This is a genomic window from Parendozoicomonas sp. 2304DJ65-17 (assembly GCF_058148445.1).
Genome location: NZ_JBYVJV010000011.1, coordinates 12,670 through 37,232 on the forward strand (window position 1 = coordinate 12,670; position 24,563 = coordinate 37,232).

The 24,563-nt window shown below is 47.7% G+C and carries 16 protein-coding genes; 8 read left to right on the plus strand and 8 right to left on the minus strand.

Annotated elements, in window-relative coordinates; all coding sequences use genetic code 11:
- Positions 1-87: 87 nt before the first annotated feature.
- The 3 genes from ACY2RR_RS21045 to ACY2RR_RS21055 form a co-directional block, all read right to left on the minus strand.
- Complete coding sequence (locus tag ACY2RR_RS21045; protein ID WP_490110157.1) at positions 88-1,851, minus strand: hypothetical protein; 1,764 nt, start codon at positions 1,849-1,851, stop codon at positions 88-90.
- Positions 1,852-1,948: 97 nt separating this feature from the next.
- Positions 1,949-3,676, minus strand: coding sequence for a phytoene desaturase family protein (locus tag ACY2RR_RS21050; protein WP_490110158.1), 1,728 nt, complete (start codon positions 3,674-3,676; stop codon positions 1,949-1,951).
- A gap of 41 nt (positions 3,677-3,717) precedes the next feature.
- Complete coding sequence (locus tag ACY2RR_RS21055) at positions 3,718-4,380, minus strand: pyridoxamine 5'-phosphate oxidase family protein (RefSeq protein ID WP_490110159.1); 663 nt, start codon at positions 4,378-4,380, stop codon at positions 3,718-3,720.
- A 104-nt stretch (positions 4,381-4,484) separates the two neighbouring features.
- On the opposite strand from ACY2RR_RS21055, the gene pdxR reads away from it, so the two are divergent.
- Positions 4,485-5,975 (plus strand): MocR-like pyridoxine biosynthesis transcription factor PdxR, encoded by a 1,491-nt coding sequence (pdxR, locus tag ACY2RR_RS21060; RefSeq protein ID WP_490110160.1) that lies wholly within the window; start codon positions 4,485-4,487, stop codon positions 5,973-5,975.
- Between the two features lie 109 nt (positions 5,976-6,084).
- Positions 6,085-9,501, plus strand: a complete 3,417-nt coding sequence (locus ACY2RR_RS21065; RefSeq protein WP_490110161.1) for a hypothetical protein — start codon at positions 6,085-6,087, stop codon at positions 9,499-9,501.
- A gap of 39 nt (positions 9,502-9,540) precedes the next feature.
- Here the strand turns inward: ACY2RR_RS21065 and ACY2RR_RS21070 are convergent, their stop codons facing one another.
- The 3 genes from ACY2RR_RS21070 to sbcD form a co-directional block, all read right to left on the minus strand.
- Positions 9,541-11,022 (minus strand): hypothetical protein, encoded by a 1,482-nt coding sequence (locus ACY2RR_RS21070; RefSeq protein ID WP_490110162.1) that lies wholly within the window; start codon positions 11,020-11,022, stop codon positions 9,541-9,543.
- Between the two features lie 132 nt (positions 11,023-11,154).
- Positions 11,155-14,835, minus strand: coding sequence for an SbcC/MukB-like Walker B domain-containing protein (locus tag ACY2RR_RS21075; protein WP_490110163.1), 3,681 nt, complete (start codon positions 14,833-14,835; stop codon positions 11,155-11,157).
- Positions 14,832-16,097 (minus strand): exonuclease subunit SbcD, encoded by a 1,266-nt coding sequence (gene sbcD / locus ACY2RR_RS21080; protein ID WP_490110164.1) that lies wholly within the window; start codon positions 16,095-16,097, stop codon positions 14,832-14,834. The genes ACY2RR_RS21075 and sbcD overlap by 4 nt, the downstream gene beginning before the upstream one ends.
- 153 nt (positions 16,098-16,250) lie before the next feature.
- Between sbcD and ACY2RR_RS21085 the strand changes: the two genes are divergently transcribed.
- The 3 genes from ACY2RR_RS21085 to ACY2RR_RS21095 all read left to right on the plus strand — a co-directional run bounded on the left by ACY2RR_RS21085 (position 16,251) and on the right by ACY2RR_RS21095 (position 18,759).
- Positions 16,251-16,811 carry a hypothetical protein gene (locus tag ACY2RR_RS21085; protein WP_490110165.1) on the plus strand — a complete coding sequence of 187 codons (561 nt, stop codon included), beginning with the start codon at positions 16,251-16,253 and terminating at the stop codon, positions 16,809-16,811.
- A gap of 59 nt (positions 16,812-16,870) precedes the next feature.
- Positions 16,871-17,380, plus strand: a complete 510-nt coding sequence (locus ACY2RR_RS21090) for a M48 metallopeptidase family protein (RefSeq protein ID WP_490110166.1) — start codon at positions 16,871-16,873, stop codon at positions 17,378-17,380.
- A gap of 125 nt (positions 17,381-17,505) precedes the next feature.
- Positions 17,506-18,759, plus strand: a complete 1,254-nt coding sequence (locus ACY2RR_RS21095; protein ID WP_490110167.1) for a multidrug effflux MFS transporter — start codon at positions 17,506-17,508, stop codon at positions 18,757-18,759.
- Between the two features lie 22 nt (positions 18,760-18,781).
- On the opposite strand, the gene ACY2RR_RS21100 is transcribed toward ACY2RR_RS21095, so the two are convergent.
- Positions 18,782-19,678, minus strand: a complete 897-nt coding sequence (locus ACY2RR_RS21100) for a LysO family transporter (protein WP_490110168.1) — start codon at positions 19,676-19,678, stop codon at positions 18,782-18,784.
- A gap of 235 nt (positions 19,679-19,913) precedes the next feature.
- Here ACY2RR_RS21100 and ACY2RR_RS21105 point away from each other — a divergent pair, with 235 nt between their 5' ends.
- The gene (locus tag ACY2RR_RS21105; RefSeq protein WP_490110169.1) at positions 19,914-21,230 is read left to right on the plus strand and encodes a hypothetical protein; all 1,317 of its coding nucleotides are present in this window, start codon (positions 19,914-19,916) and stop codon (positions 21,228-21,230) included.
- A 52-nt stretch (positions 21,231-21,282) separates the two neighbouring features.
- On the opposite strand, the gene ACY2RR_RS21110 is transcribed toward ACY2RR_RS21105, so the two are convergent.
- A complete protein-coding gene (locus ACY2RR_RS21110; RefSeq protein WP_490110170.1) occupies positions 21,283-21,831 on the minus strand; it encodes a hypothetical protein in 549 nt (182 codons plus the stop codon).
- Between the two features lie 216 nt (positions 21,832-22,047).
- Here ACY2RR_RS21110 and fdhD point away from each other — a divergent pair, with 216 nt between their 5' ends.
- Complete coding sequence (gene fdhD, locus ACY2RR_RS21115; protein ID WP_490110171.1) at positions 22,048-22,860, plus strand: formate dehydrogenase accessory sulfurtransferase FdhD; 813 nt, start codon at positions 22,048-22,050, stop codon at positions 22,858-22,860.
- Positions 22,861-23,032: 172 nt separating this feature from the next.
- Positions 23,033-24,529, plus strand: a complete 1,497-nt coding sequence (locus tag ACY2RR_RS21120) for a hypothetical protein (protein WP_490110172.1) — start codon at positions 23,033-23,035, stop codon at positions 24,527-24,529.
- Positions 24,530-24,563: the final 34 nt, after the last annotated feature.

The following is a 24,563-nucleotide window of genomic DNA, read 5'->3' on the forward strand; positions in this document are numbered from 1 at the left end:
CACGGTTACAACCAGAAATTGTAGGGGCAACGAAATGATTTTCCCTGTTTTAAGTCAACAAATTTTATAGTTTTCGTCGCTCAGCTTTTAACTATCTGGTTTGAACTGTGGAACACCTCCTCCCATCATCATCCACTCCGTAGGCAGTGGCACAGGTGCACCATATGTAGTCACAGAATCTTGTGCAGAGTAACTATTCACGATCGGGCTAAGAGAAGATCCTCGAATAGGCTTTGGAGGCGAAGGGTTTCCACGGGATGCCATGCTTTGACTTGGGATAAGAATAGAAAGTGGTGTCATACTTCCACCAGGACCCGCCGTAAAAAAAATCTGACTGGTACCTGCTGCCGGAGAGTTCTGATACGAGCTGAAAACTTGTTCGCTCGGCATCTGAAATACCGATGCTGTTGTTGGTGGTGCGGGAGTAGAGTCTCGTCTTCTATCTGGCCCAGGGCTAGGAGTAAATCTAACGGTATTGGGGGTTGAGGGAGAAGGAACAGATATATTCAAAATCGCAGGAACAGGGCTTGCCGGACCGCTCGGAGGCGGACCAAGTGTTACACCTCCCGGCACCTTTTTAATCGAGGGCGATCGAGGAATAGGAATACTATCAGCAGAATCCTTTACAGGTTGTAGATCGGGTACATACACCTCCTCTGTAGATTGAGATGTTTCCTCACAAGACATTTTCATTTTTTTCGCGGGAGGGGCACTTGCGTAATCAACAGGCACAACATAAGTCACCGCTGGTACTTCATAATCGCTTAGAGTAGCAAACCATTCCCTTCTTTTGGCTTTAGTCGCACGACCATATTCAATAGCTGTTTGCTGTAACCAGGCTAATCCTAACACCTGCTGAGGGAACTCATAATACTTTCCCTCCCGTAAAGACTTTAAAAGAAACGCGGACTGTTTTTGAAGCAAAGGATCAATTTCTCCTTCATAATCTCCATCTACTATCTGAGTGCCCAATGCCAGCCATGTTTCCCATATTGTCTCTAGGTTTGAACAGGCCGCGGTATTAAGATCCCGCTCACAAAGATGCTCAGTTACCCACTCTGTTTTTATTCTTAGTCCTTCAATTTCCCCGAAAGTAGCCCCTTCACTTTTCATTTCTTCAAAACGTGTTGCAATTTCTCTCTCTAGGGCAAGCGTTGTTGTCTTTTTAAAGTCCTCCACATTCCCATTCCATGTTTTCATATTTTCAACAAGGTCGGCATAGGCCTTGTCCCAGTCAATAGGTTCAAGTTTTTCTGGGAAAATAACCTCATTGATCCACTCAATTCTTGATTGCAGATAATTCTTATGATTTATCTTTGAATCGTCGTATTTCTTACGAGCGAGTTGAATCAGATGAACCAGACCTGGATATAAAAGAGGATCCTGCGCAGTTAAAAAATCCGTAAGGCTCTTTTGTACATCTATAGCCTTAGTCCATTCTCCATCAAGAGTCAGTTGCTCCTCGGCTCGACAGAAAGCCATCCAGTTAAATAGCGCATTGATATAGCGATTTAATTGGCTATGAAGAATCTGTGAAAAATCAACCAAATGTGGAGTACCCCCAGGGTACCCAACCTGCTCAATAGAAAAACCTCTACCGTGTATCCGTTCTCTGAGACGCTCATATCTCGCCTCATTTTCTACTTGTTGAAGAAGATCCCGCATTAACTGTTCAGAGGATGGAGGCGGCTCATCTTCTTGTTCACTTTCACTGCCTGAGCCTTCTCCGTTCGTTTCGTGTGCTTTCTTCCCCCCATAACACTCATTGCTAATGCCCACTCCTGTCAGGATCATCGCCAGCGCGGCCAGAAGAGAATAGCGCAACCAGATTCTTTTCCATCGAGCCAGCATCCGCGTTGTGTCACCAACTATAGTTATTGAGGGCACATGAGTGTAGCAGTTCTCCCGGCTTTGCTAGCTTTGTGCCCCACCTGCACAGCTTAAGAATTTAAGATGCTACCTCTACTCCCTGTTTCAGAAGTTTCATAACCCGGCCAGATTTGAATCCCTGCATACTGCACGCAGTCATAACCCCTGCCATCATTGCGCCACCAACACCAGCAGTCATCACATCAGCTCCCGTTTGGTAAAAGCCTTTCAAAGGTGTTGCTGGATGCAGGAAAGATTGGTCAAAGCGATCAAGAAAATGATCCAATCCGTAAATTTCTCCTTTCTCATTTTTCTGGAACCAACGTGTAGACAAAGGTGTAGAGAGCTCATAAAAATCGAGATGCTCTTTCAACTGTGGGCGCTGCTTAAACAATTCATCCAACATCCGTTGGGCAAAGCGCTCTTTGAACGTTTCATAATCCTCACCCCGTTGCCCCCAGGTTGTATTCTGCCACTGCTCGAACCAATCACGATTCACAATCGTCACCACCTCAACCGTGGATTTCCCTGGGTAACGATTCTCCCAATCTGGATCTTTCGCGGAAGGAAACGACACATACACTAGCGGGAAAGGCGCTTCCGGGTTATTAAGAAAAGCCTCTACATTTCCTTCATGGTCACCATTGGGGTAAATCCAAAGGTTGGTAGTATCGAGCTCCAACTCTTCTGTTGTTCCTTTAAAGCCCGCATACAAGCATAAATGAGCACTGGAATGCTGAACTTTTTCAACCCATTGGTCAGCACCCATTTTTTTCCGAATATCTTCCGGTAAAAGGCTATTAACCGTTGGCATAAAGCCCGCGTTACTCACTACCTGTGCAGCTTTAATTTCACTGCCATCAACCATACGCACGCCAACTGCTCTGTTGCTTTGCACAACAACCTGCTCAACATCAGCGTAAGTAAACACTTCCCCACCATTAGCCTGAATGGTGGGAATAATGGCACGGGCAATATCAGAAGAACCGCCAATCGGGTAAGCGCCACCCGCCAGATAATGTTTAGCAATCAACGCATGCATAAAGAACGCACTGTCACTGGGAACTTGACCGTAATCTCCCCACTGCCCTGTCAATACTGAAATCAGTTTCTGGTTACTGGTCAAACCTTCCAACACTTCACGGGTAGTTTGATAAAACTCTTTTGGAACAAGTCGTGAACGGAACCGGTTATAAAGCTTGCCCATAACAGGAGGCATAGCCTGCCCGGCAAAAAACTTTGGTGTGGCCGAACTCATAGCGCGAATCAGGTCCACATATTTATGAATCGCTTCTGACTCTTCCGGAAACGCCTTCTCCAGGCTTTGGATAAAATTTTCCCGACCAGCTACAAAGTCGAAGGTTTCATCCCCCAAAAGAATGCGATCATAAACCGGATCCATCTCCGCCCACTTCAAACGGTTCTGGCTGATAACATCAAACACCCGGCGCAAAGTTGTATAAGGTTTATGCACCTCACCAATGTAGTGAACGCCCACATCCCACTCGTAACCGTTTCGTTCATAGGAGTGAGTGTAACCACCAGCGGTATAATGCTGTTCCAGCACACAGACCTTTTGCCCCAAGAGAGACAACAGCGCGGCTGTAGTTAAACCACCAATGCCGGAGCCAATAACAATCACATCATAGTGATCATCCGCCCGCCCCGGGCGATAGCGCTTTCCTGTGCGTACAGACACTTTGCGGGCAGATTTTGTTTTGGCTGCTTTTGCTTTGGATTGAGCTGGCGCTACGGCAGTGATGGTCATAATCAATTTTGTTTTTATTGTGATTAATAGAACTCTCATTCTAGAGAGTTCTTTCCTTATCACCAGCTCTTTCTATGATGTTACCCTTCCCAACGCTCTCCCCAGGCTGCACTGTAATCTGGCACAGCCATCCCCTCAGGAACCAGTTCATCAGCAACCATAGGCCCTACAACTTGACGCATCACCATCTCACCAGCCCAAACATCACGACCCTTGTCACCCTCCTTGGTATTAGGCGGACCTTTGCGCACTTTCACAGACGCTTCTTCAATATCGATGCTCAAAACCGTTGTAGCTTTTAATTCCCCAACCGATGGTGGGCGAGCCTCTTCGCTGCGACCAGGAGCAATATGTTCAACAAACAACCTGAGAACTTCTTCTTTTTCTGCAGGGTCATCCACAAGTTTCATGGATCCAAACACCATGGCGGAACGATAATTAGTACTGTGGTTAAATGCTGAACGCCCCAGAACCATGCCATCAACAATTGTGGCGGTAATACAGCAAGGCGCGCCATTGGTTAGACATTCCATCATCCGCCCTTTCACACTACCGTGGGTATACAACTTATTACCCACACGCCATCCCAGAGTAGGAATCACAAAAGGCTGCCCATCCATATTGAAGCCAATGTTAATCAACAGAGCCTCATCAAAAACCTGATACAGTGTTTCTCGATCAAAAACCGCCAGATTGCGAGCCCGCCCCAATCTTGTCTTTTCCGTCTCTTTTAAAGTCTCCACAACCCACTCCTCTCTGGTTAGTTTTGAGTCCTCTTGCTGCTTATGTTAAAAAACAATGGCCCCACCATTAGGAGCCGATTCTTATTTATTAATGGAGCCAGTTTATGGAGGTCGTCTGCACAACTACAGAGATACGAGGGTTAACGCTAACAGGTGAAAATGGTCCCTTATTTCAGGAGCTTTATCAGAAACTAAAGCTCAGGGTTCTTGAGGGAGATCTGCCTCCGGGCACCCGCCTGCCACCAAGCCGCATACTGGCAGCGCAGCTCAATATTGGCAGAAATACTGTTACCGCAGCGTTTAATCAACTGTTGGCAGAAGGTTATCTACAAGCAAAAACCGGCTCAGGAACTTATGTCGCAGATTCACTGCCTGAGCAATGGCTCCATTCGCGCAAAACACAAAAGCAAAGCTCTGAAGAAAGTTTTCACGGCACACTTTCCAACTATGGCCAGCTCTGCGACAAAGCCCCCTCGCCACAGGCCAACAATACTCCCGTGAAAAATGGAAGTTTTACCGTTGGTGTACCCGACCTAAAGGCTTTTCCTTTCTCCTTGTGGAATAAAGTCCAGAACCAGCAGAGCCAACTTACCCGTCGCAGCACTATGGGATTTGGTAATCCGGCAGGTTTGCCCGCACTGAAAGAAGCCATTGCCGATTACCTGCGCACGTCCCGTTCCGTAAAATGTTCACCAGACCAAATCGTTATCACCAACGGTGCCCAGCAAGCCCTTGCCCTTTGTGCCCGACTTCTGATTAATGAGGGGGAATATGCCGCTATCGAGGAACCCGGCTATCGTGGAGCACATCGTTCTTTCCTTGCCGCCGGAGCCAGACTTCAACCCTGTGCTTTAGATGATCAAGGTTTAATCACTGACAAACTTTCCAGCCTGCCTGTCTGCCCAAGAGTGATTTACACAACACCAGCCCATCAGTACCCAACTGGGGCAATCCTGCCTCTGGATCGGCGACTCGAACTTCTGAACTGGGCAGCAAGAAATAACTGCTGGATTATTGAAGATGACTACGACAGTGAATATCACTACCGCAACCGGCCACTGGCTAGCCTGCAAGGATTATCCTCTCGCCAGCAGGTCATCTATATTGGCTCATTCAGTAAGGTATTGTTTCCGGCATTGCGCTTAGGCTATCTGGTACTGCCAAAATCTCTGGTCAAACCTTTTATCACAGCCCGCCAGGCAATGGCTGGGGAGATTCCTTTGCAGACTCAGGCCACCGCCAGCTCTTTTATTCGGGAAGGCCATTTCAGCCGCCATATCCGGCGTATGCGTTTGTTGTATGAAAAAAAGCAACAAACATTGCAAACTGCCTGCCGTACTCTGGCTCCCTGGTGCACGGCCCCCTGCAGCGGTTCGGGTATGCATCAGGTGCTTTATCTGAAGCCGGAGTTTCATCATCTAGAATCATCGCTCCATAAACGCTTAGAGGAACAGGGAATCTACAGCTCGACTCTCAGCTCCTATTTTCTGGGTGAACCCCAGAAAACCGGCCTGGTTCTGGGCTTTGCCAACAGCTCCGAAGCAGAGATTATCGAGGGAGTGGCCAAAATCCGGCAAATACTCAACAGCCTCTAACAGTGCTGTTCGCTGAACTAACCAAGGAACATTGAATCAGGCATTTCTCCGAACTTCCTCCTCCATTACTTATCAAACAGAGTTCCACAGGTGGAGGAGGGACACTCCAATGGACGTTAGACAAACAGGTTTAATTCATTCTCGTGAAACATCACCAGAGCCATTGACGGCTACTGGTTTGAAAAAACCAACAGTTACGCCTGAAATCCCTAAAGCTGATCCCTACGCTTCTATCGATAGCGCTCCATCACTGGATACGCACACAATTACTCAAACAGATGCGAAAACAATCCTGCTGGATACAGGAACAGATCCAGAAGTGGCGAGACAAACTGATTCCGATACAGGAACAGATGAGGCGGATACAGCTCCTCCCGATACAAATACAAATACAAATACAAATACAAAAGAAAAGCATCCAGCTCTTTCAGATACTGGAACAGATGGTGCCCAGCAACCAACTGCCGTGACAAAAGCGTCTCCACAAGAGATGAATCAGCTTCGCATGCAGCTTGTGAGTGATGTCATCAGGTATCTGTCTATACATAGAACACAACCCGGCTTTCCTGCAGTCACAGGTTCTTTTGCAGAGTATTGCAACCAGTGCAAATACCTTGAGCCATTAACAGGTCAGGGAGTGATTTACGCAGAACATGTTCAGGGGTGCCCGGTTTTGACTGTGGTCGTCCCTACGGATGCCATGCACTCTCAACTTAGCAGCATGCTTGAGCGATTTATGTCAAAGGATGACAGAATCGTGTGCACAGCGGGAAAAGATCCGTTAAACGAAGCCATTTTTCCCTACTTCTGCCAAGGCACAAACTTTTTCACCATACGTCTTCTGATAGTCAGGGAAACAGCCGAGAGCCTCGCTGTTCAGGAACAGAAATTTATTGCAGGAGGCAAATCAGCCCCCCTAAAAACATCATCCCGGGCCATTCTCATTTACTTGTGGCACGCGCTGAACAATCCAGAACTGACTCCCATGCAACTGGCTTGCATAGCCAATGAAATCACTATGCTGGCACCTGAAGATGTTCATATTTACGAATACGCAAACCTGATTAATTTTTATTATTATCGGTACAACCAGATGTTTCCTGTGCAGGTACAAACAGCTCCTGACCAGCAAGAACTCACAGAAGAAGTTTCTACAGAAGATCTGCCACTGGACGTTGATCCGGTAACCGATGAACAAAGCCCTACAGCCACTCCCAAACCTCCAAATATTGATTTCGCGCCAAGGCTCAGTGCCAGCACCCGGTTCTGCGAAAGAGTGTCGACGTTAAAACGGGATACAGAAGAGAAACAGGATTTAGGGTTTTCGCTGATTGCAGATGTATTTCCAAAACCCGCCACCGAAACAGCGGCAACTGGTGGGCCAGTTTTGAAAGGAGTGACTGGGGTAAAACAGTCCGCGACTCCAAGTCTAAAGGCAGGCACAAAAGGGAAGAAAGGAAAAGTAAAAGGCAAAGAACGTGGCCCAGGAGCCTCGAAGCCTGTTCCCAAAACACGCATAGAAGTCGAGATGGACGACGGCATGATGGCCTTACGTCGGGCCATTGGCGGAGTTACAAAGGGAAAAAGCCGTGCAGAAGCATTAAAAGGTATATTACCCAAGAATGTGATCGACACACTCAGCGGGATGCTGGAAACAGAAACCTGCTACAAGTTAATCAGCCACCCCTTCCAGCAATGTCCTTATCTTGGCAAATCTGAATGTTATTACTCAGCCCGCCCGGAAGAAGGCGTTGGGTTTAGCTATGAAACTCTTTCGGAAGAAATCGACGCGCTGATTCCTCAGTTTATAAACACCATCACACCAGAAACTTCTGAGGAAACCAGCCTGAAGATTCAGGCCATGATTGCCATGCTGTTGCTGAAATATCTTTTGTATATGCCAGACCATAACAATGCCTTTAGCGGTCTCATTGGTATGGTCGCAAAGCTGACTCACCACCTGTGTACTGAGATGGTGAAACCATCGGCAAACCCACAACCAGCGGTGCCCGGCATTTTGCCTATGGCTCTGCTCTATGCTCTTTGTTCACCCGAAATCAAGAAATGCACACTATCGCCGGGCACGCAGGAACTTATGCTCGATACTCTGGCTACAGCCATGGAAGCTGCACATAAATGCGGCACTTATGCGCTTTCGGCAGCCATTATCAGTCTGTTGCCTCATTTCGACAGCATTTGGACTCTGCCCGACGGTTCGCCTGTTCACAGTCATTTATCAAACCAGACACAACAGCTGTTTCTAACCCTGCAAACATTCATTGATGACAGTGTGGACAGCAACAAGGAGCAAAAGTACGCTGCCAAGATCATCATGGATCTCTACGCTCATACCAAGAAGCTTCCTCTCACTTGGGTATTGCCAGCTCATGGACAGCCTGACCGCATTCTGAAAGCCAAGGAAACTGCAGAGTTACTCCTGGCAAAAGAGCTTGACGAGCTGCGGGCTTTGGAAAGGGAAATTCAGGAAAGAAACAGCACAGCGAAAGCGGAGCGACTAAGAATTCGTCGGGAGCAGGCTGATGCCAAAGCCGCCGCCTATGCCGCGAAACATCATCCTAAAAAGCCTACTGCTGGCAGTGAAGGCTCCGAAACAAAAGATGATGACGATAAACCTGAACCTATGTTCACGCTGGAAACAACACCACTCTCAGCGACCGCAACGGTTGCGATAACCGCGGAAAAAGAGCCCTGGGAGAAAGAACTGGATAAGGCAGTTAAACATTTCGAAACCGGTAACACCGCTCAAGCTCGAAAATATCAGACCAGAGCTCTCAGCAAAGCCAACGGGGAAATTAATGAAGCACGGATCATGACTGATTGTGGTTATGCGATGCTGGAAAGATTCCGTGACACTATCAATCTGGTTTCTACTCTGGCCAAAAGCTGTGATCACACGATCAATAACCTGAGAACGATACAGGGACAGGCAGAAGAAGAGTTCGGTGATGAAGTACCATCACGCCTTGAGGCCAAACACTGGTTGAATAAACGGTCATTTCCAAGTACAGAGAAACTGGAATCTCTGACCGCTAGCTTCCCAACCTTGGTAGAGTTGAGCGCAGCGACTACCGCTCTTGAAGCTGCCATTTCGGCTTACCAGGATGCTGTTGAGGCAATGGCTCGGTGCACTCCAGAAGAAATTCGCACTCAGGGTGACTTTATGCTCCGGCTGATGGAAAGCGACCTCCGCGAGCTTTATCGATTAAAGGAACAGATATTTTCAACCAATGAAAGTCTGAGCAATGCTATGCAGCTGCGAACGGAAATCATGCGTCAGCTTGGGCTCTATGGCCGCCCTCATCCTATGGAAAATCAGGAAGGATATATTGGCAGAGCTAAAGGTTCTGGTGCCAAAAAGAAGAGTCAATATCGAGAGGCTGCCGAACATTTTGAAAAGCATGGGGTTGATCTGTGCACACTTTATCCAAGCACTCGGGGGGCTGATCGCCTACAGGTGCTTATGGATTCAATCAAAGCACTCAGGGCAGAGAAAGGGCTTCGCTAGCCCTACCAGGCTTTCCCCTGAACACAAGGATGTCTGGATTCAGTTCTTTTCATCTGACTCCAGAAACTCCTTGTTGCAGGGTTCATGGATACAGATAGTTTTCCCCCTCAACATCAGGTGGTGCAAAGCGAATATTGATAGAAGGTTATAACTCAGCAACACCAACGGTGAGAGCACGAAGTCTTTAATATTTCGCGTTAGAGACACTCGTTCCTCTTTCAACTCCATAAGGGAAACCAACATCCCATCCACCACCAGCGCCCATAAAGTGAAAACGACAGGCATCAAAGTCAGAAACATCCAAAGCCAATGATATTTCTGATGAAGCAGACCGTGTTCCCACACAGTAAACGAAAGCGCCGTGCAAAGCGCCATCACACTCTGAAAGAACAGGAACATAAAGAATATCTTCAACCCCAGAAGAAAGGTTTGTTTGCGCCCCAGCTCTTTTGACCGCATCAGCACGACATGAAAAATTTCAAAAGCCCCGACGCTCCAGCGATGCCCCTGTAATGCCCACTCTTTGCACTCCATGTAGTTATTATCTCCGGAGGTTGGCCCACAGATAACCGGCAGATAAACAGGCCGAAGCGTAAGCTGCCCTTTGGTTGTTGCCATACAGCTCACATAATAATGCATATCATCCATCTGAAATTCAGGGTTAAAGTAATCATTACTCACACACAATTTCATAGATGATGAAAATGTGCTCATACAGTGGGCACCTATCGGAATGTTGAAACCGATCATCCACAGAGTTCGGTAGATAGATGTTATGCGGGTGAGAAAATTCGAGTCACTCAGGCCCCAGTTAAAAAACTGCCCGGCCTGCCAGATCACTGTATGTCGCTCACTTTCAGGCAAACTGAAAAAATCTTCGCTAAGCAGTGCCAGCATATTGGGGTGGTACTGTGTATCAGCATCCAGTGAACTGAGAATCATCGTCTCTGGGTTTTTATCAGGAAAAGCTTTGCAGACTTCCTGCTCGGCATAGCGGGTTAGCCAGCGGGCATTGCTGCATTTGCCAACAACTTCTCCAGGCAAACCGTATGGATGAATCGTACTGCCCAGTAAACAGAAACTCTCCCCAAACCGCTCCTGCAATTGTTGCTGGAATATTTCAATATGAGGGCTCCGCTCCTCAAAACCGATAAACACGGCGACATGTTCTCTCGCGCCCAAACGTTGTTGCTCAAGGCTTTCCAATGTTCTGGAGACCACATCAAACGGTTCTTTGTAAATCGGGATAATGACGATGTGGAGGTGTTCAGGAAATAGGCCAAAACCAATACGACGATGTTGTTTGTAGAGGCGCCTCATAAACAAACCGCTCATAACAACGATATAGGCGACCATGCCCCCCTGCAGAGACCAGAGCAGAGTTACCCAGAGACGTTCTTCATAAGAATCACCGGCAATCGCTGAAATACTGAGTAAAACAAAAAGCCAGGCCAGAGGCACCAGCACGAGATACCAGCGCAATAACTGGGCTGGCAGTCTGACGTTCAGTTTGGAAAGCACAACAATCAGTTCACAGAAAGAAAGCCTTTCAGTTTAGACGTTTTGCTGTGCAAGAAAGTTGTTATAAGAAAGCCCTGCTTCCCAAAACGAGAACAGGGCGCAAAATTCAAAACGCCTTATGCTCCAACTGGATTAAACGCTTTCTGCCGCATATCGGTATTGATTATCCAGACGGCTATACCCCAGCCCCTGCTCCTTATAAACAGCAATCTGCACCGGCACCCGTTCCTTCAATGCTTCCACATGAGAAATCACTCCCACCATCTTGCCACTAGCATTGAGGTTATCCAAAGCATCCAGCGCGGTTTCTAGAGTTTCCGGGTCAAGGGTTCCGAAACCTTCATCAAGGAACAACGAATCAATGCGGGTTTTGTGGCTGACCAGATCAGACAGTGCCAAAGCCAGAGCCAGACTTACCAGGAAACTTTCACCACCAGACAATGTTTTGGTATCTCTGGCGGTATCTCCCTGCCAGGTATCAAGCACTTCCAGACTCAACTCTTCACCGCCTTTGCGCTGCAGTTGATAACGACCATGCAAACGTTGCAGCTGTCGGTTTGCCAGCCAGATCAAATGATCCAGTGTCAGCCCCTGAGCATACTTACGGAATTTGTCGCCTTTGGCTGAACCAATCAGGCTGTTCAGATGTTCCCACAGAGAGAGTTTCTCTTTCTGTTTATCGATATCCGCCAACATCTGAGATTGGCTCATGCGGCTGTCCCGATCACGTTTGAGAATAATAAATATCTCTTTCAATCGGTCAGCCACACGTTCCACCTCCGCTTCTGCCAAAGTCAGAGCTTCTGAGGTTTGTTCCAGTGTTTGCTCAGTTTTCGGTTCTTCCTGCAAAGTTTTCAGTTCAGTCTGAGCCTGTTCCAGCAACGCTGCGGCACTATCTTGCTGTTGCTGGAGTTGACGCTTCAACTTTTCCAACTCTATACGCTGCTCGGTAGACAACAAAGCCTGCTCATAATCTTCCAGAGTGGCAAATGGGCTTTTCTCCAGTGCCTGATTCCAGTCTGTAATGGCATGCTGGTGACGCTCTACAAGCTCTGCGATATTACCCTGCAGCTGCTTAATAGAACCGGCCAGCGTGCTCGCCTGAGCAGCGAGCACCTCCTGCTGTTTTTGCATTTCAACAAAAGCCGCATCAGCGGTTGTCACCAAATCATGCAATCGCTGTCGTTCTTCGCTGACATTGCGTTCACCAAACAGGGCTTTCCGTTCAGATTCCTGAACCTGCAAGCTGGATTGGCTCTCAGTTTTACGTTCGCTGATTTTCTTTAACTGTTCCTGCAACTGCTCAAGTTCGCTGTTGATCAGCGCAACATCAGCATTCAAACGATCAACCTGTTTCTGACCTTCTGCCTGAAGCTTGAAGTTCTGTTGCCATGCTTCCCAATTCTGATCCAGTTGCTGGAGCCATACGTCTTGTTCTGCTAATTCTGGAAGAGACAGAGACGCCGCGGCCAATACCTCCACAAACTTTTGTTCCAGCAGTTCAATATCCTGAGTCACCTTCTGCTGTTGGATATTGATATCCTCAAGCTGTCGATCAAACTCCGCCATTTTCTGCTGGGATAGTTCATGCTGATGATGAGCAGCATCAGCTTTGGCACGCAGATCATGGAGCTGTTGTTGATTCTGCTGACGATCACGGTTCATCACATCAAGGCGCTGAACTAATGCGGCCAAATCTTCGCCGCGATCCTGACACTTTTCCAGCCAGCGATGCACGCCATCCGCATCATTAATATCGAGCTCAACATTCAGGCTGGCACAAATGTCTTTCCACTGAGCCAGACCTTTATCTATCTGCCTATGGATTTCAGTCATGGTTTTTTCTGTGGCAGATATCAGGGTTTCCAAACGAGTAGCTTCCGCCCCCATATCTTTGCCCTGTTTTTCCATGCCTTCCAATAACTGAGCTTTTTCATGTTTACGCCACTCGGTATTGGAAGGAGCTATCTGCTGATACTGCGTTATAGCAGGATGCTCAAGAGAACCACAAAGCGGACAGGCTTCGCCTTCCTGCAACTTCTGGCGGTGCTCGCTCAGACTGGCAATGGTTTGCTCCTGCTGAACCAGTAACTCCAAATCTTTAAACTGCTGTCGTTCACTGCGGTACTGGATACGAAACTGCTCCAGCTCCTGTTGTTTTGTTTTTAACGCTGTCTGGTGCTCACCCAGAGTCAGTTTTTGCTGATGAAGTGCCAAACCATCTTCACGGTTTTTCTCTAATAGCTGCCCCAGCGTTTGCATAGGCAGGCGCTGGTTCTGGTACTTCTCCAACCGCTCCCGCCATACAGTTTCGTCTTTGCCGCCCAGCGTTGCCTGGTATTGCTTATCCATCTCCAGAGTTTGCTGTTCAACTGTCTGAAGAGATTTCTGGCTGGTCGCTAATATCTGAGCCTGTTTGGCAACATCTTTACTGAATGCCAGACGCTGTTTATCTAAATCAGTGATTTGCTGCTGGAACTGCTGGCGAGTTGAATGGAGTTGCTGGCGGTTCTGGAGCTGGTGCTTCCAGACCGGCAACTGCTCACCTAGGTTTTGATGAGCAGCATGGGTGGTTAAATACACATTCGCCTTATCAAGCTGCTGCTGAGTTTCCGCCTGTGTTGCCAGAAGTTTTTTGTGCAACTCACGCTTTTGATTAACACCTGCCTGCTGTTGCAACTCTTCTTCAGTCACTTCTGCTAACTGTTTGCGCAGCTGAGTGATCTGGCTATCCAGAGGAATCACTTTGCTGACAATCAGGTTTTCGGTTTCTCGCTGTTGTTCACGGCTGAGCTTTAATGTTTTCTCAGCATCATCCACTTGCCCCTGACTGGCTTTCAGAGCTTCGTTGGTCTGGTACTGTTCACCGGCCATCTTGTTAAACGTTTCCTGCCGTTCTTCAAGAAGCTTATGAACACTCAGTTTGGCATCATAGGCAGGGCGAATTTCCAGAGCGGGTAAAGCATCTTCCAGCTTTTTCAGATCACCCGCGCGTTCTTTTTGCTCCTGTAAAACATTCTGGAAGTTACTTTCGCACTGTTCAACGGTTTTTCGTTTCGCGCTGACAGCTTCCAACCATTGTTTCTGTTCAACCAGAACTTTGTGTTTGCTTTTCACATCGCCCTGTTGATTTTTCAGGGTGGTCTGCTCGGTTTCCAGCTCTACAATGGCATCCTGATTCAACAGTTCCATCCCTTCTGAGCGAGCCTGTTGCAGCTTGAGTTCCGCTTCTTCTTCCCGCATACGGACAAATACCCGCCGGGAAATTTCACCGTAAATTTCTGTACCGGTCAGTTCTTCCAGCAGTTCCGCACGCTCATTGGCGGAAGCTTCCAGAAAAGCGGCAAAGCCTCCCTGAGCCAGCAACATGGATTTGGTAAAGCGGGCAAAGTCCAGTCCAGTGATTTCACTTATCAGGTTGAGTTTGTCATTAATGCGGGTAGTAATGATTTCGCCATTCCCATGGGCCAGCTCAACCTGTGGCGCCTGCAGGCGACCATCACTTTTGCCCCGTGCACGACGCTGGCACCAGAATGCCCGGTACACTTTGTCTTTAACTTCAAACTCCACCTCTGCCAGAGACTCTGAGGTATGACGAGTCATCAGTTCATTATCAGAAGCAGATACATGCAACCGAGGCGTCTGGTGATAAAGGGCCAGACAAATCGCATCCAGCAAAGTTGTTTTACCAGCGCCGGTAGGCCCGGTAATAGCGAACAGGCCGTTATCAACAAAGTCCGAAGCAGTGAAATCAATCTTCCACTCGCCTTTCAGGGAATTAATATTCTGCAACCGCAGACTCAGGATTTTCATTCTGCGTTCTCCTCCTGAGTGCTTTTCTGGATAACTGAACCCAACAGTTTCTCTTCTTCAATCTCTGCAACAATTTCCTGAAAAGCTTGCGACAAAGCTTTACCACTTTTCTCACCCAACTCTTCACATTCAAGGCGACGGGCGAAGACATCGGCCACTTTCAGTTCGGCCAGGGTTTCCCGATCATCTCTGGACAGGTTTGATGAAGACTCCTGCCGTTTGCGCCGCACTCGCAACACGTCTACCGGTAAATCATCAGTCACTTCCTGAATACGGCTTTGCAGATCACTGACCCAGGCATCACCATCTACAACAACTTCAACCCAAGGTGTGAGTTGGTCATCAGCCTTCTGGCTCGCCAGTTTTTCAAACTGTCTGGTTAGTGAGTCAATATCTCCTTTCAGACTGGCAAGTTTCCGAAATAAGGGAACATCAACAGACGTAACTTTGCTAAGGCTTTCTCCTTCAAAATCCACCAGCAGAACCTGTTTCTGCCCAGAGCTTTCATCAAAGCTCAGTGGAATAGGAGAACCGGAGTAACGGATATGATCATGATTGGAAACAGTCTGCCCTCGGTGCAAATGCCCAAGAGCAATATAATCCGCTGGCGGAAAGGCTGACGCAGGAAATGCTGACAGCGTGCCGATATAAATTTCCCGTACCGATTCGGAGAGTTTTCCGCCAACTGTGGTCAGGTGCCCGGTAGCGATTATTGGCAAACCAAGTTTTTTGGCCTGCTTTTCTGCCTGCTGATAAACCGCTTGATAATGTTCGGTCATTGCCGCCAGCAATGCCTGCTGTTTGCTTTCACCAGAATCACCGGCATGACTGACCAAAACATCCCTTGGGCGAATATAAGGAATACCACACAACACAGTGCCAGGTTTTCCATTGGTACGATTTAACACCACAACCTGACTTTCAGGATCAGTGCTGGCAGCGCTAATTACAGTGGTGTTCAAACAAGCCAGAAGCGTGCGGGATTCATTCAGCGTAGCCACAGAATCATGGTTGCCGCCCAACACCACCAGCTTACAATTCCCGGCTTTCTGCAACTCCACAATAAACTGGTTGTAAAGGGAACGGGCATAGCTTGGAGGCACACCGGTATCAAAAATATCCCCGGCAATCACCAGCGCATCAACCTTTTGCTGTTTGACTGTTTGCAGCAGCCAGTCAATAAACAGCCGGTGTTCCTGTTCCCGGGTTTTGCCCATAAAGTGCTGGCCAAGGTGCCAGTCGGATGTGTGCAGAATTCGCATGTAGGATCCTGGTCAGACCGGCATTCCTCGCCGACCGAAAATAATTTGGTTTTATCATACACCGGAACTACCACGAAAAGTGTTGCGTTCACCCAACAGCTCGAGCAAGCTTGCCATTAATAATCACAGCAACCGTTAAGAAGTAGAACAATCATGTCGCAAGGAAAGCGCTGGGTTAACCGCATAGTATTTACCGCTTTTATTGGATCAATGCTATCCGTTCCTTTTATTCTTCCGGGACCCAATGGCAAGCCAATATTGACTGCTGATGACTTTGTTCCTGAAATGCCAGATTTCAAGGGCTATACCTATACTCTGACATCCAAGTTCGACCAGTTCTTAAAATCTGCCGAAGATCAAATCACTCAAAGCACAAACGACGCTGAGGGAAAACAACCTATCTCTGTTTTTCGCTGGCAGGATGATGAAGGTAACTGGCATTTTTCTGATAAAGCACCTTCTCTGGGAAACCAGCCTGTCGCCGTAATTACTGTAGATTCCCGCGGCATTCCATCACTGCCTCCTTTGCCGGAAAAACCTGTAGAGAAACAGGAAAAAGTGGAGGTAAAAAGTCAACTACCAGACCCTACCCAGATAAACCACCCATTTGAGCTGTTAAGTCAGTATCCTGAACTTATAGAACAGGCCAAGGTTGCCCGAGACCAGATGAACCAAAGGCTTCAGCAACAACAGGAAACCCTGAATAGCCTTTAAGCATTGAGAAAACTTGTTCACAATGCCCGTTTGTAACGGGCACACCCAATAGGACAACTTTGACAGAGCAACAGCTGAAATACCTTCAAGGTTACCCACCCCATATTCTGCAACAGGCTAATGCACTGATCTCCCAGCAACGCCTGAAAACCTATCTGCTCAAGAAGTATCCCCAGCCACACACGCTGGTAAATAATCGGGCGTTGTATGACTTCACTCTGGAGTTAAAGAACCAGTACCTGAAAAAGTCTCAGCCCTTGAGCAAGGTAGTCTACGACGACAAGATCAATGTAATGAAGCACGCCCTTGGACTGCACACAACGATTTCACGGGTGCAGGGCAGCAAGCTGAAATCCAAAAATGAAATTCGTATTGCATCTGTTTTCAAAACAGTGCCTGAGGATTTCTTACGCATGATCGTTGTCCACGAACTGGCTCACCTGAAAGAGAAAGATCACAACAAAGCGTTCTATAAACTCTGCACGTATATGGAACCGGATTATCATTTTCTTGAACTGGATTTACGCCTTTACCTGACCTGCCTGGATATTGAAGGCAGCGTATATTGAACTTCTATCTTGTCCATAAAAAATATTAAACCGTTGGCTCTGTTTCGTGAGAATCATTTCCTTTACCCTGAGTATCGGCATTCACAAGGTTGTGTGAATGCAGGTTCTCAGGAGATTTCCACACGTTGTCTAATAATTCTTCTAACACTAAAAAGCATTTGTCTGATTGGGAGTTTATTGCCCTTACCGCTTTTATGATGTCACTGGTGGCTCTATCTATCGATATGATGCTGCCAGCTCTTCCCATGATTGGTACTGATCTCAGCATTACCAACGACAATGACCGACAAATGGTTATTTCTGCCTTTATGGCAGGTATGACTATCTGCCAAATTATTTACGGCCCTTGGTCCGATAAAGTTGGCAGAAAGCCTGCAGTTCTTACCGGTTCATTTATATTTCTTGCCGGCAGTATTACCTGCCTGTTTGCGCAGGACTTTTTTACCATTCTGTCTGGCCGCTTCCTTCAGGGATGTGGCATAGCGGCGATGCGGATTCTGTCGATCACCATTGTTCGGGACCTTTATGAAGGCCGTGCTATGGCGCGAATTATGTCCATGGTTATGTCGCTGTTTATTTTGGTGCCCTGTATTGCACCAATGGCTGGTCAGATAACAATCTCCCTGAGTCACTGGCGGACAATTTTTATCATTCTGGCTCTGGCCGGAAGTGTAGTAACAGCCTGGTACTGGCTGCGGCAACGGGAAACTCTTTCGCCTTCCAAACGCCGACCGTTTAACTTTTCCAGTTTTAACCAGGGGGTGCGTGAGACATTCTCTCACCGTGTCACCCTTGGTTATACGCTGGCTTCGGGAATAGTTGCCGGTACTTTTACCAGCTACCTACTCTCCTCCCAGCAGATTTTTCAGAATGTGTTTAACAGCGCCGACAAATTTGCCTACTACTTTGCCATGCTGGCGCTGGTTTATGGGGCAGCAAGTCTGTTGAACTCCAAATTGGTCATCCGTCTTGGTATGCACAGACTGAGTTACACAGCGATCAGTGGCTTTATAGTATTCAGCACTCTGTTACTGGGCTGCGCCCTCTGGTTTGGCTCAGAGTTATCACTGCCCCTGTTTATATGTCTGATGGCGGGATATTTCTTCTGCCTGAGTTTTCTGTTTGGCAATATGAATGCGATTGCCATGCAACCCCTTGGTCACCTGGCTGGTACCGCATCATCCGTTATCAGTCTGGTAAGTGGTGTAATTTCGTTAATTATTGGGATCGGCATTGGCCGTGCCTTTAACAGCACGGTTATTCCTTTTGCCATAGGTGCCGTGATTTGCAGTCTGGCAACGTTGCTGACTATGCGCTGGGCGGATACTGGAGCACAGGCCGAAGAAGAGCCGCCTATACCATTGGATAAAGCGGCTTGATTCAAACCTGACTAAAGAGATGTCAGGCCATTGCTGTAAACAACGGTATAAGAATTGGTGCTGGGAAAGATAGCAGGAATCCGGAAACTATCGCCACTGGCGCGGTTTCCGGCCCGCCACTGCGCTGAATCACCGGCAGAGTGAAATCCATAGACGTTGCCCCACCGTAACCGATGGCGCTGGCCGGGCTGCGGGGCATCAGAATTGGAATAATGATCAGGGCAATCAACTCTCGGGCAAGATCTGACAAAAAGGCTATCGAGCCCATCACCGGGCCAAGTTCAGAACCCACCAGCACACCAGATAGAGAATACCAGCCAACTCCAGATGCCAGAGCTAATCCATGAGGTACAGGCATCTCAAAGAATAAAGCGGTGCCCGCCCCAGCCACCAGAGAGCTGATTAAAACAATTGAAGCAATCACCAGCCCACGGGGGTTGAGCAATATCTGACGCATATTCATACCGCTGGCACGCATCTGCACGCCAATAAGCAGTAGCAGCAACATCAGGATGCCCATGGTCAGAGTTTCCAGATAATGCACGGGAATATGCACATACAGGCCTGCGCCAAAGCCCAGCAATACGGCACAAATTAACTGCAAAGACTCCTGCAACATCTTCAGAAGCTTGGTTTCTCCGCGCCCATGACTCAGATGTAAAGGCAAAAACCAGTCAACCACAGGCAAAGCTATGAGGTTGGCCAAAAGGGTCAGGCCAATCAATACACCTACAACACTGGCAATCCCTTTTAATTCCTGAGCCAGATTGTCCAGTCCAGCTACTTCCATTCCCATAATAAAGAGGATGGAAAAAATAATAACCAGCAGGGCTTTATCAATGGCTTTCAACCATTGAGGGCTGGATACTTTAATGAAATACCCCAGAAACAGGGGCGAGAGAATAATCAGCGAATCCAAGTAACCTCCGGAAAAACAAGGGGCTATCTACTGCCAGCAGGGAGAACAGCAATATTTATTAAGTTATAAGTCGAAAAAGGATACGAATAAAAGCATGCCTTAACAACGCCAAATAGCCTTTTCGGGCTAACTATCCCGTCCAACCCCTGAGATATCCATATTTCCCTGTTTCCACAATGAAATGCGGATAGCCGTCAACTTTCTATACTGAACTTGATTATGGAAGGGATTGCCTATGCCAGTTTCAGGAAATGTTAACTCAAGCAGTTCTGTTAACAATCAGCAACTACAGCCAGCCAAGGTCAAAGCCAAAACCAAGGTCAAGACTGTATTTCGTCTTGGGCGCAGTCTGTTTCCAACCAATGGCAAACAATTGATTCAGCTGGTGAAGGCTTTCACCACTTCCAAGCCTTCCGCTGTTTTGCTGCAGAATCGAAGCAAGGTTGTTGCTCTTCCTGCTATAGATGTTAAGCCCATGATTCCACGCTCCGGGGCTATCGTTGCAAGCAACAAGCAGGCGGCATTACAGCAGCTTAAACAGGAGCAACCTGTCCAGAAACAGCCACAGCGTCAGGAGAATATTGCCGGTAAGGGAAATACTGAAGCAAAACCTCAAACAGTTCAGAATTCGCTACCTAAAGAGGCACCTAAAACCAGCGCCCCCGTTCTAAAAGATTCTAATGATACTGATCCTCTCGATCTGATGGATGACTCTGAATTTGATGATCTAGTTGCCATGCTCGAGGATGACCCTGATGTACAGGCCTATTCAAAGCAGCACAAAGCTGTTTCCTCTCAATTAAAAACTCATCACAGTCCAAAGCCAATGAGCGATAAGGAAGTAGCTGACTTGTTCAATGATCCTGAACTTGATGACGCGTTTGATGAGGGAATTGCTGCTCTGGCTAATGACCCAGACGTTCAGGAGTATTCAAGACGTTATAGGCAATCTCCACCTCAGGCTAGAAAGTCTGCCCCAGCTCCTCCCAACACCAAACCAGGGTACTCAACACAATCAGACAATATTAAAAAATCACGCCCCAGTGATCGCCCTGTAGATCCCAGGCCTGACCAAATGAAAAGATTGGAAGCAGAAAATAAAGCGAGAGCGGAAAAACTCAAAAAGGACCTTGAAAACCTACCTGAACCACCAACGACAATACCCAAAGGGCCATTCAAGAGCTCAAGTTCGGGGGGGACAGACCCATCAACTCAGGCTCTTATATTGCCGAACTCTTATAGTGAACTTAATTCTTACATTCGGGGAATTACCGACCTGCAAGAATTAGTGGACACTTGGGCGGCTTTGCCGTTAAAAGCTCTCGACGGCAGTATTTCCGACCTGGAATTATCATTACTAAAAGATGGCTTCTCTAATCGGCTTCGCACCATTGCCAGAGACCCGGAGCAGGCTGAACTAATCACACAAAAGCATATTGATACCTTTGTAAAAGGGGAAGGTGCTCGCAAAAAGATCGGGATAGAAATCTATGAGAGACAAGCATCAACTATTGATCTAAAGGAAAGGCTGAGAAACTTAAGACGTGGGTGAGTCTCGAGTAGTGCAGCAAATTCTTGGACTTCTGTTGAAGACTCATTCAGCTTCAAATGTTCTCTTTTAATGCTGCTTTATAGAGAGAAAGTAAACGGTTCATATAAGGGCTATCCACCTCAATACGAACGACATCTTCACGGGGAATCATTTTCCAACCTCGAGAAAGAGTATCCTTAGAGCCAAAGGACTGAATCTTTAGCCAACGGCTGTCATATTCAATCACCCGTCCCATATCGAAGTTTTCATCGCCCTCATTACCACAAGTGAAAATGCCAATGCATTCTAAGCGACAGCCCAGTTCTACCACGCTGTGGTCAAAAGACATTTTGCTCTTTATCGGTAACACCCGTTCAAAGCTAGTATCAATTAAACGGGCGATAGCGCGGTGTTCGCGATTCCCCCAGAACAGGCCTGTTACGCTGGCTGTATCAAACAAGGTCCAGCCCTCATAATCGCCATTATCACTAAACAGGATCATCGCGGTAACACGGGTGTTTACCGTATGAACAATACCAGTAAGAGCCTCTTCATCCCCTTCCAGATTCAAGGTGATCAGCTCTCCAGCTGCTTTTAGTGATTCAAGCTCTTTGACCAGCACGGCTTTTTCCTCATCAGATATTCTACTGCCAATCTTTGACCAGCACTTGCCCTGAGGAATCCCGCCCAGTGCTGACCAGCGTGTTAGCGGGATTGTTAGCTCTACTAACTGTTTCTTACTATGGGAGGAACTTTCTTGTGACGCTCGTCATATATAAAAACATCGTCGCTTACATATCATAGGAAAAGACCTAAACCTTCAGGATTGCACTGTCGTATGGATTTTGTTTCGGCTCAACCAACTCACTCCCGTTCCGTCTGGCGTTCAGTGACTGATCACGTACTCTCACCGGGAAAGGATACACTGGCCTGCGAAGTCCCCGTTGCCCTGGTATATAACGGTATTTCTCACACGGTAATGATGTGCAGCCCGGTTGATCTTGAAGATTTTGCTCTGGGCTTTTCTCTGGGTGAAGGCATTATTAATAATGCTGTAGAGATTTACGGACTGGATATTGTTCCTGTTGAAAGAGGGATAGAAATCCACTTAGAACTCTCCAGCCGCCGGGCCAGTGAACTTCAACAGCACAAACGGTCACTGGCAGGCCGGACTGGCTGTGGTATCTGTGGAACCGAACAGCTTAACAGTGTTGTCAGGCCCGTATCCCCACTCCCCTCCAATCAGAGCTTTGACCTCAACCACCTTGATCCACTGTTGAAAGGCTTCCTGCGCAGCAGCCAGTATCTGGGCAGTCGCACCGGTGCTACTCATGCTGCACTCTGGCTGAACCGGGATGGAGAAATGCTAGGTATCCGGGAAGATATTGGCCGCCATGTAGCCCTGGACAAACTTATCGGCCTGCGAGCCAAAAACGGCTGGGAAGATGGAGCTATTATGATCACCAGCCGCGCCAGCTTTGAAATGGTGCAGAAAACAGCCACAGCAGGTGTTGAGATTCTAATGGCCGTTTCTGCCGCCACAACCATGGCCGTTGAACTCGCCGAACAATATGGATTGTCCCTTGCTGGTTTTTGCCGCCCGGGCCGGGCTACGGTGTATTGCGGCGAGCAGCGGTTCCTCAACCTCTAACACAACAGTTATTAACAAATAAGCCCTGCCTGTATCTAACAACTCTCATTAACCAGTGAGCGTTATTATGCAGGCGGCAAGGCAAACATTTGTTGGAGGTGTACACAGGTTCTGGGGAGCCGTTCGGAATTATGCATCCAACAAACTCTCCCCTGTCACGTTGCGGCGGCAGATGCCTGTACCCGCAGAATCCGGATTATCTGCCCAGCACCGTGTAAGAATTCACAACCGCCCGGTAATACATCAGCCCGCCACTGTTGAGTATAGCCCTCTCAAACGGCTGACCTCTCTGGTATCTCTGGAAGAGAGTGAACACCTTAATCAAGCCTGCGCCGATACCTGTCACCGGGAAAAGCTACAAACGTTGCTGAAATCAGGAGTACATTGCGAGCTTTATAAAGATCCAGCCACTTGTGACACCCTTTACTGGGGATTGAGAAATGGTCATCTGAATGATCATGAGTTTCTGAATCTCTACCATCAGCTGATGGTGACACTGTTTGCATATCCTGAGCGCATGCCCGAGCCCTTCTGCCATCTTAAAGCTCCGGCTTTGTCTGTTGAGTGCGCCCCCTACTCCGATGTTGCAGACAAGCTCAATATTTCTGAACAGGTTATTGATTACTTTGAACGCAGAACAGAAATACCCGCGAAAGACGAACCCTGCATAGTCATTAATCTCACCCCGGAGTTTGCAGAACTATTGGGTCGCCCAGACTCTATGCTCGTGGATGATGACGAATCACCTGCAACTTCACTGCAGAATCATCAAGCTTTCCTCTTAAAGTACTATATGAGCCTGATGCCTGGCATCCGTTTTATCAGAAGTCAGAACCAACTGATTATTGCGTCATCAGGTCTGCTTACAGCCATTGCAGAATGTGCAGGTAATACCGATGAAAAACTTCAGCTCAAAGCGACCTTCAGTGGTGGAAGTTGGGAACAGCTGAAAGCTTTCAGAGAAATCGGCGAACATCCTTATGCTCTCTGGCATGGTGGTTTGCAAGGCAGCATGACTCAGGCTGACGGCTTATGGTACGCATCACTGACACACCTGCACGATCTTATTCATACCCATAAGGCAAATCATCTCACCTCCAGACAAAGACAGTCGTTACTCAAGCTGGACAGTTGCCTGATATCCACCTTGGAAAGGTTTCTGAGAGAAACTCCGCGCTATCAACAATCAAGCGCCTTGGCTAAATCATCTAGCCATCACTGTTTTTTGCAGGGAGTGGAGCAATTACTTGATTGTCTGGAAACCAGTACTCTGTTTGCCAACCTTGATATCAAAAAACTGCAAGAAGTCATCGATAAACGTTCACTGATCGATCAAGAGTTGACCTCTGCAAGGCAATACCAGAACCTGCTGGCCAAACAAACATCATTCGAACCAAGCACTGGTGACACAACAGCGCAGTTCCTACAAAACTGGTTTGTGTTTCAGCTGGTATGGGCAAGTGAAGAAGAGCTGGCAGAGCAGTGGTTAACCTGCCGCCTGCAGGAATATCCAGAAGTTCTGCAGGTTTATCAATCTTCCAACCCGCAGCAATGGCAACAATATCTGCAAAAGAACCCAAGAGCAGCAACCCTGCTTTCTATTGATTACTGGGTCAAGTTTTGCCGGGCCTACCGTCAGCACAGTCGCCCCGTGCGTGTAACTCCATAAATCATAAATACTGACTACACTGCCGTCCCAACCA

What these genes read in the sequence shown, in the direction of transcription:
- ACY2RR_RS21075 (WP_490110163.1), bottom strand. Translation starts at nt 14,835, where the DNA reads ATGAAAATCCTGAGTCTGCGGTTGCAGAATATTAATTCCCTGAAAGGC.
- fdhD (WP_490110171.1), top strand. Translation starts at nt 22,048, where the DNA reads ATGGATTTTGTTTCGGCTCAACCAACTCACTCCCGTTCCGTCTGGCGT.
- ACY2RR_RS21045 (WP_490110157.1), bottom strand. Translation starts at nt 1,851, where the DNA reads ATGCTGGCTCGATGGAAAAGAATCTGGTTGCGCTATTCTCTTCTGGCC.
- sbcD (WP_490110164.1), bottom strand. Translation starts at nt 16,097, where the DNA reads ATGCGAATTCTGCACACATCCGACTGGCACCTTGGCCAGCACTTTATG.
- ACY2RR_RS21085 (WP_490110165.1), top strand. Translation starts at nt 16,251, where the DNA reads ATGTCGCAAGGAAAGCGCTGGGTTAACCGCATAGTATTTACCGCTTTT.
- pdxR (WP_490110160.1), top strand. Translation starts at nt 4,485, where the DNA reads ATGGAGGTCGTCTGCACAACTACAGAGATACGAGGGTTAACGCTAACA.
- ACY2RR_RS21050 (WP_490110158.1), bottom strand. Translation starts at nt 3,676, where the DNA reads ATGAGAGTTCTATTAATCACAATAAAAACAAAATTGATTATGACCATC.
- ACY2RR_RS21120 (WP_490110172.1), top strand. Translation starts at nt 23,033, where the DNA reads ATGCCTGTACCCGCAGAATCCGGATTATCTGCCCAGCACCGTGTAAGA.
- ACY2RR_RS21105 (WP_490110169.1), top strand. Translation starts at nt 19,914, where the DNA reads ATGCCAGTTTCAGGAAATGTTAACTCAAGCAGTTCTGTTAACAATCAG.
- ACY2RR_RS21065 (WP_490110161.1), top strand. Translation starts at nt 6,085, where the DNA reads ATGGACGTTAGACAAACAGGTTTAATTCATTCTCGTGAAACATCACCA.